The sequence below is a fragment of the Hymenobacter lucidus genome, assembly GCF_020447265.1.
GTDB classification, from domain to species: domain Bacteria; phylum Bacteroidota; class Bacteroidia; order Cytophagales; family Hymenobacteraceae; genus Hymenobacter; species Hymenobacter lucidus.
In genome coordinates, this window is the sequence record NZ_JAJADR010000001.1 from 550,898 (window position 1) to 568,721 (window position 17,824).

General features: G+C 60.5%; 10 protein-coding genes and 1 tRNA gene. 2 read left to right on the forward strand and 9 right to left on the reverse strand.

The annotated features are described in order from the left end of the window. Window positions 1-84: 84 nt before the first annotated feature. The 8 genes from LGH74_RS02340 to LGH74_RS02375 form a co-directional block, all read right to left on the reverse strand. The gene (locus tag LGH74_RS02340; RefSeq protein WP_226171341.1) at window positions 85-6,249 is read right to left on the reverse strand and encodes a LamG-like jellyroll fold domain-containing protein; all 6,165 of its coding nucleotides are present in this window, start codon (window positions 6,247-6,249) and stop codon (window positions 85-87) included. 30 nt (window positions 6,250-6,279) lie between these two features. Further along, complete coding sequence (locus LGH74_RS02345) at window positions 6,280-7,260, reverse strand: methionyl-tRNA formyltransferase (RefSeq protein ID WP_226171344.1); 981 nt, start codon at window positions 7,258-7,260, stop codon at window positions 6,280-6,282. A gap of 93 nt (window positions 7,261-7,353) precedes the next feature. Further along, complete coding sequence (locus LGH74_RS02350) at window positions 7,354-7,887, reverse strand: phage tail protein (protein WP_226171347.1); 534 nt, start codon at window positions 7,885-7,887, stop codon at window positions 7,354-7,356. A 48-nt stretch (window positions 7,888-7,935) separates the two neighbouring features. Continuing rightward, the gene (locus tag LGH74_RS02355; protein WP_226171364.1) at window positions 7,936-8,484 is read right to left on the reverse strand and encodes a phage tail protein; all 549 of its coding nucleotides are present in this window, start codon (window positions 8,482-8,484) and stop codon (window positions 7,936-7,938) included. Between the two features lie 30 nt (window positions 8,485-8,514). Then, entirely contained in the window at window positions 8,515-9,051 is a 537-nt protein-coding gene (locus LGH74_RS02360; protein ID WP_226171366.1) for a phage tail protein, read from the reverse strand. Window positions 9,052-9,559: 508 nt separating this feature from the next. Continuing rightward, window positions 9,560-10,093, reverse strand: coding sequence for an RNA polymerase sigma factor (locus tag LGH74_RS02365; RefSeq protein WP_226171368.1), 534 nt, complete (start codon window positions 10,091-10,093; stop codon window positions 9,560-9,562). 430 nt (window positions 10,094-10,523) lie between these two features. Continuing rightward, entirely contained in the window at window positions 10,524-10,892 is a 369-nt protein-coding gene (locus LGH74_RS25175; protein WP_226171370.1) for a T9SS type A sorting domain-containing protein, read from the reverse strand. Further along, window positions 10,860-10,934, reverse strand: a tRNA-Arg gene (locus tag LGH74_RS02375). Before LGH74_RS02375 ends, LGH74_RS25175 begins: the two co-directional genes overlap by 33 nt. Before the next feature lie 116 nt (window positions 10,935-11,050). Between LGH74_RS02375 and LGH74_RS02380 the strand changes: the two genes are divergently transcribed. Continuing rightward, window positions 11,051-12,253 (forward strand): DUF2652 domain-containing protein, encoded by a 1,203-nt coding sequence (locus tag LGH74_RS02380; protein ID WP_226171372.1) that lies wholly within the window; start codon window positions 11,051-11,053, stop codon window positions 12,251-12,253. A gap of 128 nt (window positions 12,254-12,381) precedes the next feature. Here the strand turns inward: LGH74_RS02380 and LGH74_RS02385 are convergent, their stop codons facing one another. Further along, window positions 12,382-13,608 carry a Pycsar system effector family protein gene (locus tag LGH74_RS02385; protein ID WP_226171374.1) on the reverse strand — a complete coding sequence of 409 codons (1,227 nt, stop codon included), beginning with the start codon at window positions 13,606-13,608 and terminating at the stop codon, window positions 12,382-12,384. Window positions 13,609-13,867: 259 nt separating this feature from the next. Between LGH74_RS02385 and LGH74_RS02390 the strand changes: the two genes are divergently transcribed. Continuing rightward, entirely contained in the window at window positions 13,868-17,767 is a 3,900-nt protein-coding gene (locus LGH74_RS02390) for a metallophosphoesterase (protein ID WP_226171391.1), read from the forward strand. The last annotated feature ends 57 nt before the right edge of the window (window positions 17,768-17,824 follow it).

Genomic DNA, 17,824 nt, shown 5'->3' on the forward strand with positions numbered 1-17,824 from the left:
GTGTTCCGCAAAAGACATAAAAAAAGCCCCCTGAAACTCAGGGGGCTTTTTTCGTGGAATATGAAGGGGTGCGTTTGCCAACGGCTATTCGCGCACCAGCTTCCGGATGACTTGGTGCTTGCCCTGTTGGAGCTTCAGCAGGTACACCCCGGTGGGCAGCTCGGTAGCCGATACCGGCAGCGTGCTAACCCCGGCGGGCAGCTCCACGTTGGTTGCCTGGCTCACCACGCGGCCCAGCATATCGGTGAGCTGCCAGCTGGCTGGGCCAGCGGCACCCGTACGTACCTGTAGCGTGAGGGCCTCAGCAGGGTGCGAGGGGTTAGGGTAAAGCTGAGCCTGGAGGCCTTCTGCCATGATTACCTGCACCTTGCGAACGGGAGAGAAAGTGCTGCTGCCATCAGTATCTACCTGGCGTAGGCGGTAATAAACCTGCCCGGCCGCGTAGCGGCCCACGTTCAGGTCAGTGGTCTGGTAGCTGGTGGCATTGGCAGTAGTGCCACGGCCGGCCACACGGCCAATCTGTTTGAACACGCGGCCGTCGATGCTGCTTTCCACCTCAAACCGGTCGTTGTTGGTTTCCGAAGCCGTAGCCCAGCGCAGCAGCACATCGTCGCCCTGGCGCTCAGCCGTAAACTCCGTCAGCTCCACGGGCAGCGGCGAGGTGCCGAAGGTGCCGATAACGGTCTGGCTAAACGAGGTAACCGGGAAAGTCACCGTACCGGCCGCCGCATTGGCCGCCGTAGCCGAAATCGGTGCTTCGAAGGCTCCATCGGCGTTGCTGTCACGCTTGAACAGCTTCAGGTTCGACGGCGTGGCCGCGTCAGCCGCACTGATGTCGGTAGGACTGAGCGTGTACGTCACATTAGCCGAGGTAAAGGCGCCGCCCAGGTACTTATCCACAATCCAGTAGGCTGGCGTGTAGGTCGTGTTCAGACCAGTAGCCGCGGGCTGGCTGCCCAGTGGCTTACCATCGAGGCGGAACACGACCGTTTCCGAACTACCCGTCACGCCCGTAAAGGCCATGCTCACGTTGGTGCCCGAGAAAGTGTAGGTCGTGTTGGCTGATACCACCTGCAGGTTGAACGTGCCGGAACTCACCGGAGCGGTGCTAGTCACGCGCGTGGCGCCCGTCAGCGTGCCCACCGCATTGGCAATGACGTCGAGAGTCGTGGTGCCCGCGTCGTTGAACTGCATATACGATACCAGGCTCAATTCCGTGCCGATGAGAGTGAGGTGGCGCATACGGCGCAACTCAATCTGGCCCAGGGCCCGGTTCCACTGGCTAACCTCGTCGATGTCGCCGGGGAAGTTGCCCGTAGCTGAGGCGGCGATGTTGCCGATGAAGTTGACGCGGGTGGCGGCCGGAGTGCCACTGGCACTGACGCTGCCTACATTCTCCCCGTCGAGGTAAATCGTCAGCGTGGCGCCGGTGTAGGTCACGGCCACGTAGTGCCACTCATCGGCCGAAACGGTATTGGGGCTGGTTTGCACGCTGAAGGCGGCCGTGCTGTTGCCGAAGCCCGCCCCCAGGCGGCCGTTACCGGTCACGTAGATATAGGGAGCGGCGGAGTTGCCGGTGCCGTTGCCCAGCACGTAGTACGTCAGGCTGGTGGTGCCAATGGCGGGCTTAATCCAGGCCACCTGCGAGTAGGCGCCGTTCGTGCCGGTGTTCAGCAGCGGCGCTGGGTTGGTGCTGGTGCTGAAATCGACGTAGCCCGGGGTGGCATCGCCGGTAAAGCGCAGCGCGGTGCCCGCCACGCGGGTGCTCCGCACGATCTGGCGGTTGCCGGCTGGGGCCGGGTTGCTGGGGTTGCGCGTGCTCGGGAACGAGCCGTCGAACAGGGTGAAGCTCGGGGCCGTGGCGTCCAGCACGTTGCCGTTCGTCGCGCCAGTCGCTACATCGTACACCAGCCAGAAGTAGTTCGTGCCGTTGACCAGCTGCCGGGTGCCCCCAATGGTGAAGGTGCCGTTGGGGTTGGCCGTGGCGCTGCCAAACTGGTTGGTAGCAGCGAAGGTGGAACTGGTGCCGGTGTAGTACACACGGGCCGCCGAAATGTCGGCCGGGGTGGTGCTGCCGGTGGTGGTGAACGTAAACGAGGTGGCGCTAATCGGCGCATCCGGCCCGCCGCCAATGACGATGGCGACCTGCAGAATGGCCTGGTTGGTGCTGCCTGCCACCACGCGCGCCGTGCTGGCCTGCGCGGCCGAGCTGCTGCTATAGGTAGCGGGTACCTGCACCGTGAACGTGTTGGTGGGGCTAGGGGCACTCACCAGCTGGCCGGGGAGCTGGGCTGTGGCGTACACCGTGTGGATGCCGCTGGTCAGGGCCGGCAGGCCGGAGAAGGTCCGGATCCAGGTGCCGCTCGAGTTGGGGGTGACGGCCGTGCCCACCTGGACCCCGTCGATGTATACCCGTACCGTACTGCCGACCACGGCCGAGCCGAGGGAAGTGGGGGTGCTGTTGGTCGTGACGCCGTTGGAGGGGATGGTCACCACCGGGGTTGGCGTAGTGGGCTGGATGTAGGTGACGCTATACGAGTTGCTGGCCGCGTTCAGGGTATTGTTGGCGTCCTGGGCTACGCCGGCGGCCAGGCTCACCGTGGTGGCCGTGCCGAACGTGGTGGGCGTCACCGTGAAGGAGTACGAGCTGAAGCTGCCGCTGAAGCTGCCGCTGGTAATCGTGCCGTTGGTCACCGTCACGTCTGTGTCCACGAAGCTGGTGCCCACGCTTTGCGAGAAATCCACCGCGAAGGGAATCGGGGTGGTGTTGGTCGTGCCACCCGTGGCAGCGGCCGGGCTGCTCACGGTAGCCGTCAGGGCCGGAGCCGTCACGCTGAACGCGGCCGAGGTGAAGGAGTCGTAGGAGTTGGCGGAGCCCGGCTGAATGGCACCGATAAATACGTCGTTGATTCCGTCGTTGAGGAACACGTTCAGGAGCTGGTCGCTCGGGCCGTTGTTGCCGCGCTGCCGGGCCTGGAAGTTCACTTGGTAGCTGCCCGTGGGTACGGCCAGGTTTTGCGTAAGGCTGCTGTTGGCGCCCCCGTTTTGCAGGAAGGCCACCGCCGTGCCATCTGCCGCCGTCGAGCTGAAGTTGGTAGTGCCGTTGCGCGAAACGCCGGTCTGGCTGCCAAGCGTCCAGGGACTAGCCCCGGCGGGAGAGCCGTACAGGAAGCTGCCGGCCGCGGCCGACACGTTGTTGCCTTCGAAGCTGCCGTTCTGCACGCCGCCCGCCACGGCTGTGGTCGTGCCGTTCTGTACTACTTGCACTTGGTCCACGAAGGCCGTCACGTCACCGAAGCTGCCGCTGACCGAGCCGGTTCCCCGCAGGGTGAGTAGCGGTGCCGCCCCAAAATTCTTGACAATGGTGTACTGCTCGCCGCTGGTGTAGGGTACGTTGGTCACCGTGGGCGTGATGCCGGTACCGTTGACCACGTTCAAGGTCAGCGTGCCGTTGCCAGTGCCCGTATTCACCGTCACCGTATACGTCGTGCCCGAGCCCGAGGCACTGGACAAGCTGGCACCGGTGGTGCTCGTCACCGAGAAGTTGTTGAGGGTCAAGCCCGTCACGCTATTCGCGAAAACTACCTGGTAGCGTACCTGGGCTGTAGCCGTGGGCGAAGGCATCAGGCGCGTCACCGAGGCTACCGTGGTGTTGGGCTGGTTGTAGGTAATGCTGTACGAGGCAGGGGCGGCAGTATTGAAGTTGCTGGCCGCGTCCTGGGCCACGTTGGCGGGAACGGTTACCGTGGTAGCCGTGCCGGCCGTGGTCGGCGTCACGGTGAAGGTGTAAATCGTGCCGGGGCTGGTGCCGTTGACGACGCCACCCGTAATCGAGCCGTTGGTCACCGTCACGTCGCCGGCCACGAAGCCCGTCACGTTTTCGGAGAAGGTCACCGTAAACGGAATGGGCGAGGTCGTGGTGGTGCTGCCGGAGACGCCCACCGAGCTGCTGATGGCCACCGAGGGGCGCGTCTTGTCGATGTCGTACGTCTCACCGCCGTTGAAGGGCAAACCGCTTACTCCGGGCGAAATGCCGGTAGCGTTGAGCATACTCAGCTTAATGGTGCCGTCTCCGGCGCCGGTATTCACCGTAACCGTGTAGGTGGTGCCCGAGCCCGATACACTCGACACGCTGCCGAAGGTGGTGAAGCTGCCGGTAAACGTTAAGCCGAAGTTGTTGACGGAAACGCCCGTTACGGGGGTGGCAAACGTTACTGTGAACCGCACGCTGGCGCTATTATTCGGGTTAGCGTCAGTCCGCACGATGGATACCACTGTGGTTGGGGTTGTAAACGTCTGCACGTTGCCGTAGCCGGTGCCGGCCGAGTTGGTGGCGTAGGCCCGCACGTAATAGGTAGTGCCGGCCGTCAGGCCCGCAACGGTTTCCGAGAAGCTACTTGTGGTGGCGGGGTTGATATCCTGCGTAACGCCCGTACCGCCGATGGTCGGTGTCGTGTTGGAGGTGCTGTACACCACGCCCCGCTCTGTCAGCGCCGCGCCGCCGTCTGCCGTTATGTCGCCACCGAGTACGGCGCTGCTGCCCGTCACGGAGGTCGGCGTTTTGGTCGTTAGCGTCGGGGCTTGCACACCCGTCACCCGGATATTGTCGAAGGCCAGTTCCTCGTCGGCGTCGGAGCGCAGCTCCAGTCGGAAGTCCAGGCTGGCCGCGGCGGCCGCCGCGGGGAGGTTGAATACTACATCTTGTAGCGTGGTGCTGAGCGATACGCCGGCTCCGTTGGTGAGAGCCCCGCCGGTACCGCCGCCCACGAAGGAACCGAACTCCACCCAGCTTCCGCCGTCGGCACGGTAATACAGCTTGAAATAGTCAGTGGCCTCCCAGGCTGAAGCTTTGCCCAGCGCAATGGTGAAGCGCAGGTTGCTGTAGCCGGCGGCATTTACCGGAGCCAGCTGCAAGGTGCTGGTGGGCGTTGTTGGGTTGGGCGTGGTGTTGGTGCCCTCACCGTACCAGAAGCCGCCGCTTACGCCGGTAAAGGTGGTTACACTGCCGGCGGCCGGGTTGGTCGTCGCGCGGAAAAAGCCTGTTGTAGTGCTGGCGCTCTGGAAGCCGTTGCCGAAATACCGGGTGCCCTCCCCGTCAGCGTCGAAGTTCTCGGTGTAGTTCAGCGCCGCTGGGGCATTGAGCGTGAGCGTGATGGCAACGTTGCGCGAGGGGTTATTGCTGAGCGCGGTGCCGTTGTAGGCCTGAAACTCCACCTGCCGCGTAACCCCATTGAGGGTAGTCGTGTTGGTGCTGGAGTACGTTATCGAGCGCAGAGCCGCCTGGTATGTGGCCTGGGTGGCTGTGCCCGACATCGTCAAAATGCCGTTGCCGGTGTTATACGAGCCGGAAATGCCGTTCTGATTGATAAAGTTTAGGAAGTCCTGGGCCTGGAAATTGACGATTTTGACCGTCGCGCCCGTAAGCGTGGTAGCGGAGTTGTCGGAGTAGGTAACCAGCAGGGAATTGGTAAGCTGCACGGGGGTGCCGGGGCGCTCAATGTAGCTCACAGCAGTACTGCCCAGGTTGCTCAGCACCGGCTTGGCCGCCACTTCCAGGGTGCCCGTCACCCGGATGTTGTCGAAGGCCAGCTCCGGCTGCCGGCTATCCACCACCACGCGCACGCGCAGGGTGGTGCCGGTAGCGGGAATGTTGACGGTGACATCCTGAAACTGGTCACTCAGCTGAACGCCCGTAGCATCCGGAATGCTGTCCAGCGGCGAGCTGATATCCTGCTGAAATACGCCGCCGCCACTGTTGTTGTTGCCCAGCAGCAAACCTGCCGTAACAAACGCGCCACCGTCGAAAGAATACTGAATTCTGATCTTATCAGTGTTTCTCACGGCATTGGAAGCGGCACCGGTGAAACCCGCGCCGCGCGGGGCCGCGAAGGCTACCTTGACAACGATGTCCTTATAGTTCTGAGCATTGATTTCTCTGAGCAACACGTACCGGGAGGAGCGGCCGTAGGCAAACCCTGCCTGGCCCCGCGTATTTTCTGTCACCCAGAAACCAGTTCCCTGCTGGTTGCCCAGCGCCACTGCCCGAAATGAGGGGTAGCTGCTACCCTGGGCGACGGTTGCCCGTAGGAAATACTCGGGAAGGCCGTTGACAGTAGTAGAAAATGAGTTGGAAGTGTAGCTAATGTTCTCACCATCTGTTTCGAAAGTCTCCGCAACGGGCATTTGCTGCTGGGCCCGGGCTCCGAAGGTGGCAAGAATCAGTAAAAACGAAAGTATTTTTTGTTTCATATAACCTAGAAGAACTAGTGAAAATCAAAGTTACTGACTTATTGTCGGTAGTAATGCCTGTGTCTGAATCATTTCGGAAAAATCTCCCAGCACCTCGCCAGGTTGAATGCCCAGACCTATCAACTGCATGCCACTGAAATAGCCCTCGTCGAGGGCCACCATGTCGAGGCGCAGAGCTTCGCCCATTCCGCAGGCCACCCACAGGCCGGCGGTAGCATCGGCGTGAAGTACGGTGCCGGGCGGCACCGGGCCGGTGGCGGCTGCCGGGTGGGGCGTCACGCCCAGTAGTCGGAGCGGCTGCCCGCGCAACGTGGTCAGGGCGCCGCGGTTCCAGGGGTTGGCCGCCCGCACCAGCCGGTCGATGGCCGGTGAGGAGTCGGTCCAGCGCACGCACACGTCGGCCAGGGTGGCGCGGGGCCAGTAGTGCGCCTTGGCATCCTCCTGGGGCTGGGGCACCAGCGCGGGGGCTTCGCCACGTAGGCTGGCCAGCAGCCGCAGAGCCACCGGAGCGGCCTGGGCGGCTAGCCGGGCGCGGTGCAGGCCGTGCGTGTCGGCCGGCCCAATGGGCACCGGCTCGGCCAGCAGCACCGGCCCAGTATCAAAATCGGCGCTCATGCGGTGTACCGTCACGGCACCGGCTGCTTCACCGTTGCGGATTTGCCAGAACAGCGGCTCGGGGCCGCGGTAGCCGGGCAGGGCGGCGAAGTGAAAATTGAGAAAACCGTGCGCGGGCAGCTCCAGCACGGCCGCCGGAATGCGCCAGGGGAAGGTAAACACCAGCACGGCCGCGGGAGCCAGCGGCGTTAGCCACTCCGTGAGGGCGGCGGCCATGCCGGAGCGCTGCAGGCGCACTACGGGCAGGCCCAGAGCGGTGGCCGTCTGCACTAGCTGCTCGGCTTCGTCGGTTTGGGGTAGCAGCGGCACTGCTACGCTCGCCACGGCGCCCTGGGCGGCCAGGGCTTGCAGGGCAGGCAGGCCCAGCACACTACTGATAATGATGGCTAGTTGCATAAGGTAGGGTCCGTAAGCAACTCGCGCTGATAACCAGGTAAATAAACTTGGTTACCAGCGCGGTTGCATTCGGGTTCAGATAGGTCAGATCAATTAGCCGCGCGAAGGATAATAGCCCTGGGTGGCAATGGCGTAGTTCATCACCGCCATCGGCTGGCGGTTCTCGTGCGGCTGGCTGCCGCCCACAGACGACAGCGTGCTTGGCAGGCTGCTGGTAGCCAGAGTAATATTGGGCTTGCCCGCAGCAAACTGGGTGACGGTGCCGGGCGCTGGGTACGACTGGCTTACTTGGGGGTATTCAGCGGCGGCAGCAGTTTTGATGGTACCCGTAAACGTGTGGTCATGCTTCGGCATCTCACCCATAGCAAGCGTTACGGTTTCCGTACCGCCTCTCTGGCCCGTAGCATAGGCAGACTGCCCCGGTACCTGACCCGAGCCCAGCGCCACGCGGCCGCGCAGATCAGGCAGGGCAAAGGTGGTCTGACCATCGCCGCCGTAGGTGGTGCCCAGCACGGAGAACAGGGCCTGGTTGGCCGAAATAGAAAGCAACTGGCCCTGGCAGAACAGCCAGCCCTTGGGGGCGAAAAGGAAACCCATCATGCGGATTTCACCGATAAATGCGTCCATATAGAGAGGTATTGAAGAAAATGAAAAAGAGAAGACTGCTACCGGGGGCTAAGGCTGCGATGGCCAGATGCCAGCGGTGGCAATGATGTAGTTGATGGCCGTTACTGGCTGGATGTTCGTGTGCGGCTTAGAGCCGCCGGCCGGCGTTACCTGCCCCGTGAGGGCGCCCGCGCCGAGCTCGACGGGCGTGTCGCCCAGCGCGGTGTTATAAGCAGACTCGCCCCGGTCGCTGAAGTAGGCACCGTTGGGGTTGGTCTGGCCGGTAGCGGTGTCGCCCGCAATGGCGTTGAAGGTGCCATTGAATGGGTGGGCGTGCACCGGGATCTGCGCTAAGGTCAGCGTTACGTTTTCCGTACCCATTACCTGCCCGATGGTGTAGCCAGACAGCCCGGGACCCTGGCCCTGACCAACCGCCACACGGCTAGCCATATTGGGCAGGGCAAAGGTGGTCTGACCATCACCGCCGTAGGTGGTGCCCAGCAGCGTGAATAGGGCTTCGTTATCTGAAATTTGGAGTAGCTGGCCCTGGCAGAACAGCCAATTGACTGGGGCGAAGTTGCCGCCGAAAATGCGAATTTCTCCGAGGTATTGTTCCATGAGTAGAATGCGAAGAAGGAAGAGAAAGGACTAAGGACGCTGCGGGAAAATGCCCTGCGTGGCGATGATATAGTTAATGGTCAGGTAAGGCTGCATGTTGTTGTGGGGCTGTGAGCCGCCCAGCGTGGCACCCGAGCCCTGTACCGAGCCCGCCGCCATAGCCGTATCGGCACCCGCCGTTTCCCCGTACTGGGCCTTGCTGGCGTCGCTGAGGAAAGCCTGACTAGGCGAGCTGACATTCGGATCGGTAGGATTCACCTTCACGTTGCCCAGCATGTGCGTGTGCAGCGGCATCTGGGCAATATCCAGCGCCACGGTGGTCTGCCCGACCTTGGTGCCCACGGGGTAAGAACTCAGGCCCGCGCCGGTGCCGGCATTTACTATGGCGCGGCCACGCAGATCCGGCAGGGCAAAGGTGTTCTGACCATCGCCGCCGAACTGCGTGCCAAGCACGGAGAAAAGGGCGGTGTTCGTGCGGATTTGCAGCAGCGAGCCGTCGCAGATTGCCCAGTTCCTCGGAGCGAAGTTGAATCCGACAGCGCGGATTTCTCCCAGAATAGGTTCCATAATTGAGGTTGTTGAAAAAGAGGGAAGTGGATAGAAAAAGCCTTACAGGCAGGAAATACAAAGCTAGCTGGCTGCCTAGTGGCACTCAGAGCGGCATTCGCTACAAATAGATACAGTAGTGGCAATAGGGGCAGCAGGGGCGGAGTGTCACGAAATGGCTAACCCTACGAGCCCAGCAGTGCTGCCTAGAACTCCTGAATCAGCCACTCAACGACGTCCTCGATTAGCAGCTTACGGCTGTCTTCACGAAGAAAGGGCAGCCCAATAATTGCTAACGAGGCCCTAAATGTGCTAAAATAGAATGATTAAAAACAATTCTGTTTAGCTATTATTTCTGCTTTAAGCGCATAGCAACCTTGAATATATTCTATATGTAGCCAGAAAAAGCCCGTCAGCTAAGCAGAACAGTAGATAATTATAAGGTGCCAGACCCAGTTGCGGCCCGCAGAAAAGAGCGAGCCTCTTACGTAGCGGCGGCCTACGTCGGGCAGCCAGACTTCGAAAAAAACTAGCGGGCGGCCTTGGCCAAGGCGTGCATAGCGGCCCGGGCGCGGGTTTTAACGGTGCCCAGCGGCAGCTGCAACTCATCGGCTACCTCAGCCTGAGTAAAACCGCCAAAATAGAGCAGGTCAATAATCTTACGGTCGTTGGGCTTCAGGGCCATTACCAGGTCGCGCAAGCCCACGTGCTCGGGCTGAAAGCCGGAAGCAGCCAGCTGGTAGCAGGCCGCGCTATTTTCCAAGGGCTGGGTTTTCTGGCCTTCGTGGTAGTGCCGGGTACGGATGTGGTCAATGGCCGCGTTGCGGCAGACGTTCAAAACCCACGTGAAAAGGCGGCCGCGCTTGGCATCATAGGAGGCAAAGGAATACCAGATCTTCACCATGCTTTCCTGAAGCGCATCTTCCGCCTGGTCTTCATTGCGTACAATGCGCAGAATGACGTTATACAGGATACGGCCGTATTTGTCGTAAAACAGGGTCATGGCCGCCTCATCCCGGGCGTAGAGCCGCTGCACCAATACATCTTCACTAATGGGTAGCATTAAAGCAATACAACTAGGTTTATGTAGGGAATGCCCGGCAGTGTGATGTCGGTGGCGGGAAAGAGCCTTTTGACGGTTGGTGAGCTACGCTCGGTATGGCCGGTAGCAACTCTACAGGCAGTGGTATCTCAGTATACTGTATTCGTACTAGTTAGTTGTTGAGCTGTTCGACCAGTCGTTGTACGTCTTTTTTTGCGCGGTTAACCAGCTAATCGGCTCTTTAAAAAAGGCCAGCGCTTCTCTTATTGGGTAGAAATCAGTGCACAAGTGAGGTGCCTCAGAAAGCAGGGAGTTAAACCAGAAAGCCCATATCCTGCTGAGCGGATACGAGCTTTGGGGTAACAGATAAAAAGAATAACTGGCAGATTCATTGTGCGCTACAACAGCGCCTCCGCCAAAGTGCGTAGAGCCCTGGCCCTATGTCAGGGCTTTACTGCAGAACGACGCGTTTGACGAGCGTGGTGCTGCCTCTCTGCAGGCGGAGTATGTAAACGCCGGTGGCCAGTCCCGCAGTTTGCACTTCAAAGCGGTTACTACTGGCTGGCAGAGCTGCTTGCTGGCGAAGCACGGCCTGTCCCAGGGCGTTGAAGAGCGTAGCCTGTACGTCGCTTACATACAGCCACCTTCCTTCCCGGGCAGCACCGATACTCTGGCAATTGGTCGGCAGCAGGAGCTGTAGATAAAAGTGGGCGAAAAGGGCTGGCGAAGAGCCGCAGCCGGACCTGCAACAAAGAAAAATCCCACTTCCGGAGCAGAAGTGGGATTGTGGTAGCCGCGACGGGAATCGAACCCATATCAAGCGTTTAGGAAACGCCTATTCTATCCGTTGAACTACGCAGCCAGGTAACGTAGCTTTACGACAAAGGTAACGGGAAAGCAATGCACTGCCCAAACCTGCTTCGCGACGGCCTGCGTATAGGCTGCTAACCTCACTACTGCGTTATTCCTGGTTTTTGTATGGGCTTACTGGATGAAATGCGGGCCGCCCGGCGGGCCGCCGGCCGCCGGCCCGCCGCCGCTGCGGTTACGGCCGCCGATGATGGCATGGTACCCGCCCTGCTGTTCATTCCCGACATCAGCGGCTTCACACGATTCATTCAGGAGTCGGGCAGCGCACTGGCCCCGCAACTCATTGCCGACCTGCTGGAAATCCTGATTGAGGCCAACACGCTGAATATGGAAGTCAGTGAAATTCAGGGCGACGCCATTCTGTTTTACCGGCTCGGGCCGCCGCCCACGGTGCAGGAAGTCGTGACGCAGTGCCGGCGCATCTTCCTCGACTTTCAGAACTACGTTCGACTGGTGGAGCGCGACCTGGACTCGGAGCTGAGTGCTGCCCTGCGCGCCCACGATTTGACCATCAAGATCATCGTGCATTTCGGGCAGGTGAGCGTGGCCCAAATCCGGCAGTTTACTAAGCTCATGGGGCGCGACGTCATCGTGGTGCATCGGCTGCTGAAAAACAACGTGACCGGCAACGAGTACATCCTGCTTTCCGACGGCTACCTGCACACCCAGCCGGCCGCCGAGGTGGCCCGCAGCTTCACCTGGACGCGCCTGCTGCGCGGCACCTGCCTCTACGACTACCTGGGCGAAATCTGCTACCGCTACGCCTACCTCTCGCCCCTGCGCGAGCTGCTACAGGATACAGCCCCGGGCGAAAACGGGGCTCCGCGCCGCGTGGAAGGCAATGCCCTGAAGGTGATGCGCACCGTGCGCGTGCCGGCTACCTACGCCCTGCGCGTGCTGAGCAACTTCCGGCTGCGGGCCCACTGGATGCCCGGCGTGAGCGAAGTAGCCTACGACCTGACCAAGGCCGGCCGGCTGGGCACCAGCTACAAGGTGAAGCTCAACCGCGGGCAGATTGACTTCCAGACCGTGCAACGCTTCGAGGATACCGACCGGATTGAGTACGTCGAGAAAATTTCGCTGTTCCGGCTGTTTCCCAACTCGTTTCTCTTCTGCTTTATCGAAGCCGTGGATGCGGACTCCTGCCTGGTGACGTTGGAATTCCGCTATGGCTACATTGCCAGCCCCCGCCCCCTGATTCGCTTTGGCCAGCGCCAGCGCATGCGCCGGTTTATGGGCGAGTCGCTGGCCCGGCTGGTGCGGCTCTGTGAGCGGATGAAGCGCCGGCAACAGGAGAGTGGCAAGGGGTGAGGCTATTGGAAAAAGAACTTCATTCCGAGCTTATTGAAGAATGACGGTCTTACGGCAATGTTCTGCTAAAAATCAAAAAGGCCCGCTGGTAGCACCGGCGGGCCTTTTTGATAGATAGAAACCTAATACTACGACTTGTAGAGCAGCACGATACCAAACGACAGCACCGTGAGAATGAGGCCCACCATGAATATGGTGTAGCTGATGCGCAGCAGCCGGTACTTGCGGGCCAGCACCTCGCCCAGGTAGTAAATGTCCGTCACCATGTTGGTGTAAAGGTTGTCCTTGTTGCGCATCAGGCCCGTCATGCCGCTCTGGAAATCGTCGAGGCTGAGCTTGGTGAAGTTGCCGAAGAAAAGCAGGTTTACGCGGCGGTTGGTGGCTACCTGCGGGCTTTTCTTGAGCCACTTGAAGCTCGTCACGTCGGGCTGGGCCGAGAGAATGGCCGATACCACCGAGCCCAGGGCCGTAGCCAGCAGAATGCCCATGGGCACCGTCAGGATGGGGTTGCGGGTGAAAGCCGGCCCGATGGCCGTGGTTTTGGCCCCGAGGTAGGTAATGATGACCGACATAATCACCGCGTTGAGGCTAATCATCATACTGGCCTTTTTATCGGCCATGTCGGAGAGCTTGATGTGGTTGCTGTAAGTGGTCCGGAACATCGTTTCGACGCCCCGCTTGCCCTCGGCAAAATTGCCCTGCTCTTCCTGCTCGCGCTTTTTCTTCTTCTTCTCGGTTTTCTTGAGCAGCTTGCGTTGGTCCTTGATGTTTTCCTTGAACTGCTCTTTGTAGCGGTCCTTGGCCGCATCGGTCAGAAACTTGGACGAGAGCAGAAAGTCGAGCTGGGTTTCGGCCCACTCCACGCTGTCGTAGCTTTTGCCCAGCACCGTTTCCCACTCGGCCCGCAGCAGTTCGCCGTTGGCAAAAAACTCTTCCCGGCCCATGCTGCTCATATCGGCATCTACCAGCAGCTGCTGCAGCTCGGTCTTGGCCGATTCGTCGCGGTGCGTGGCCCGGATGGTGTCCTTAATAACGCTGATCCGGTCGGCGGGGTAGCCCTGGCTTTGCAGCCACTGCCCGGCCAGTTCCATGCTGCGGTACTCATGGCCGTCGTAGACCTCGGTATAGCCCGCGTCGTGAAACCAGGCGGCCAGCACCAGCGCCTCCAGGTCTTCGGCGCTCAGCTCGCTGGCTTCGCCCAGGGCCTTGGCTTCCTTCACGGTGGCCGCCGTGTGCTTAAGGGAGTGGTAAACGAGGGATTTGGGCAATTTTTCCTCGAAGAAAGCCGTAATGTAAGCCTTGGCTTTCTTTAGTATTTCGGCTTTAGCCGGTTTAAGAGTCTCAGTGGTTTCCATGCGGGGGAAGTAGAATAGAGCCGGTCAGCGGTAGGCGGCCAGCTCCCAACTGGCTTAGAACGCGAATTGCAGAGCGAAGTTTTTGCCGGCCGCCAGCCCAACCGTGGCGCTATAGATTGCGTAGGGCAGCCCACAGCCGGTCAACACCCGGTGCGCGGGGCCGTATGCAGTAGTTTACGGCTTTTTTCGGGTAGTATCGCCCTTGCCCGTCGCCTCTTTCCACATCTGCCGCGCCGCTTTTACGTTCATTTGCTTCTATATGAGAAGACCTTTCCTGCTCAGCTGCCTGCTGCTCCTGCTCAGTGGCCTGCCTGCTGCCGTTGCCCAAAAGACCCAAACTGCTCACCCTACCCGGCCCAACTATAACCACGGCGGCGAAAACTGGGAAAGCAAAACCCCGCCCGACAGCAGCCGCATCCGCTATTCCATTTTCCTGATCGGCGACGTGGGCAAGCCCGTCAAGAAAGCCGACGGCGGCGAACCGTCGCTGAATTTTCTGCACCAGCAGATCGTGAAGGCTGGCTCAAAAAGCACCACCATCTTCCTCGGCGACAACGTGTACGAGTACGGCATGCCCCGCGAGGGCGCCTACGACCGGAAGGAGTCCGAGGAGCGCATGATCGGGCAGCTCGAGAGCCTGCGCGGCTACGACGGCGAGAAGTACATGATTCCCGGCAACCACGACTGGAAGCAGGGCCTCACCGGCGCCGTAGATCAGGTGAACCGCCAGCAGGCCTTCGTGGAAAACTATCTGACCAGCGACTCGGCCGCCTTTCCCTTTACCGGCGACTTTTTCATTCCGCGCGACGCCTGTCCCGGCCCGTTCGAGGTGCGTTTGCAGGACGATATTCTGATGATTGCCATCAACTCGCAGTGGTTTCTGCAAACCAGCGGCGAGCGGCCCTACGGCGGCAACAGCGGCTGCGGCGTGGCCAACGAAACTGACTTCTTCACCCAGATTGAGGACATCATTCAGCGCAACCAGAACCGCAATATCATGGTTATTGCGCACCACCCGCTGTTTTCGGATGGTATTCATGGTGGCTACTTCACCCTGGCCGACCACTTCTTCCCGCTGTCCATTGTGTATAAGTACGCGTTTCTGCCGCTGCCTATTATTGGCTCGGTGTATCCGTTTGCCCGCAAATACGGCGGGGTAAGCCAGGACATTGCCCACCCCATGTACCAGGCCTACAAGAAGGGCCTGATGGAGATTTTCGACAAGTACCCCAACATCATCTACGCCGCCGGCCACGAGCACAACCTGCAGTATTTCAAGGTGGGCGCTACGCACGAAATCGTGAGCGGCTCGGGCTGCAAAACCCAGCACGTACGCTCCGGTAAAAGCGGCGACGCCATCTTCTCCGACAAGGAAAAAGGCTGGTCGCGCGTGAACTACTATGACAACGGCGAGGTCTGGACCGAGTTCTGGATTCCGAACGACAAGGGCGAATCGGGCCGGCTGGTGTTTCGCACCCCGCTCTACGCCAAGGAAACCAAGGAAGTCGCCGTCATTCAGGAAGTGAAGAACGTGAAGCGGCCCAATTACCGCGACAGTAGCATCACGCTGGCCGTAAATAAGGACTACAACGAGCGGGGCAAATTCCACCGCTTCCTCTTCGGCGAGCATTACCGCAAGGAGTGGGCCACACCCGTGACCTTTCCGGTGCTGGATATGGCCACCGAGCGCGGCGGTCTGGAACCCTACAAAATCGGGGGCGGCAAGCAGACAGCCTCGCTGAAGGTGCGCAACGAGGAAGGCCGCAACTACACCCTGCGCGGCCTCAACAAGGACCCCGCCGCCGTGCTGCCCGAGGCCCTGCGCGAAGGCGCCGCCAAGGATATTCTGCAGGACCAGATTTCGGCCCAACACCCGTTTGGCGCGTTTCCGGTGGCGGTGCTGGGCACCACGGCCGGCATTCTGCACACCAATCCGCAGCCGGTGTTCATTCCCCAGGACCCCTTGCTGGGCCAGTACTACGAGCGGTTTTCGAACACGCCGGCCATGATTGAGGAAGACGCCAAGGACGACCAGAGCAACGTGGCTTCCCTGGGCAACGCCGAAAACCTGGTGGGCACCGACAAGGTGATGGAGCGCCTCATCGACGACAACGACAACCGCGTCAACGAAAAAGCCTTTGCCCGCTCTCGCCTCTTCGATATGTGGATCGGCGACTGGGACCGGCACGAAGACCAGTGGCGCTGGGCTGAAACCAAGGACAAGGACGGGGACCGGAAGTTTACGGCCGTACCCGAAGACCGCGACATTGCCTTCTTCAAGGGCGACGGGCTGCTGCCTTACCTGGCCTCGCGCAAGTGGGCCATCCGCAACTTTCAGAACTTCGGCTACGACTACGCCGACTACAAAGGCCTCAACCTGACGGCCTTGGCCAACGACCGGGTATTCCTGGCCTCGGTAACCAAGGAAGACTGGGTGAAAACGGCCGAGAAGATGAAGGCCGACCTGACCGACGCCGAAATCGAAAAGGCCTTCAAAACCCAGTGGCCCCAAGAAATATACGACCTGCACGGGGCCGAAATCGTGGCTAAGCTGAAGAGTCGCCGCGACTTGCTGCCGAAGCTGGCCGCCGACTACTACGCCACGCTCAACAACCTGGTGGAAGTGAAGGGCAGCTCGAAGCGCGAGAAGTTTGAGGTAGAGCGCCTGGCCGATGAGAAAACCCGCGTGAAGGTGACCAAGATCAACAAGGAAGGTCAGCTGACCAAAACCCTGTTCGATAAGACCTTCGACAAGGAAACCAAGGAAATCCGCCTCTACGGCTTCTCCGGCAACGACATCTACAACGTGTCCGGCAGCTCAAAAGGCGGCTCGGTGGTGCGCATCATCGGCGGCACCGACCGGGACTCGATTACCGACAACTCCCGCGTGGGTGGCCTGCGCCACAAAACTCAGATTTACGACGCCGACACCGGCAACGTCATCAACGCCGGCAAGGAAGCCCGGCTGCGCCTGGAGCCCGGCATCGACGTAAGCCAGTACGATACCCACCCCCGCACCGACCGCAAAGACTATAGTCTGAACTATTTCGGCCCGTCTCTGTACTTCGGCTACAACATCGACGACCGGCTCTTCATCGGTGGCGGCGCTACCTACCGCACCTACGCGTTTCGGCGCACGCCCTACGCTACTGAGCAGACGCTGGCGGCCAACTACTCGCCCTCCCAGAAAGCCTACAATGTGCGCTATCTGGGGCACTTTGTGGATATGTTTGGTAAGTACGACCTGCGCGTGAATGCTCAACTCTACGGCCCGCAGCTGCTCTACAATTACTTCGGTGAGGGCAACAACTCGGTGAACATTCTGACCGAGGACGATGATGACGACCGGGTGCGCAACCGCGACATCAACGACACCTACCGGGTGCGCTTCTCCCGCCTTTACATTTCGCCGGTGCTGGAGCAAGATGTATTCAGCTTCCTGAAAGTGGGCATCGGTCCGCAGTACGACCAGTTCCATGTAGAGCGCAACCCCATTGGTAGCCAGATTGATGCTGGCCTTGACGAAAATAGAAACGGCAAACCGGGCACGGCCGCCGTGGGCATTCGTTCCTCCGATTTTGGTATGAACCGCTACCTCGGCGGCCGAGCCTACCTGAACATCGACGCGGCCAGCTCGCCCAAGAATCCGCGTATCGGCCTGCGCTGGTATAACGAGGTGCAGCAGAACTACCAGCTGAATGCCGAGCAGCTCAATTTTGGCCGCATTACCTCCGAATTCCGCTTTTACCTGAGCCCCAACTTCCCGTTCCAGCTCACCTGGGCCGGCCGCATCGGGGCCGCCCGCAACTGGGGCGACTACCGCTTCTATCAGGCTAACACGTTGGGCGGCACCACCAACCTGCGCGGCTACCGCCGCACGCGCTACGCGGGCCGCAGCACCGTGTATGCCAACGCCGAAGCCCGTTTGCAACTCTTCAGCTTCAACGCCTACCTGGTGCCCGGCAAGTTCGGTATTCTGGGTCTGGCCGATGCTGGCCGCGTGTTTTCGCAGTACGATACCCGCTCAGGCCTCGATGCCTTCCATACCGGCTTCGGTGGCGGCGTGTGGGTCGATGTGCTGAAGCAGGCCGTTATTAATGCTACCTATTCGGTGGGGGAGGAGCGGCTGGTTTTCGTTGGTTTCGACTTCCTGTTTTAGCCTAACCCACTTCGTATGCAGCGCCCCGAGCAGCTTGCCCCGGCAGGTTTGTTCGGG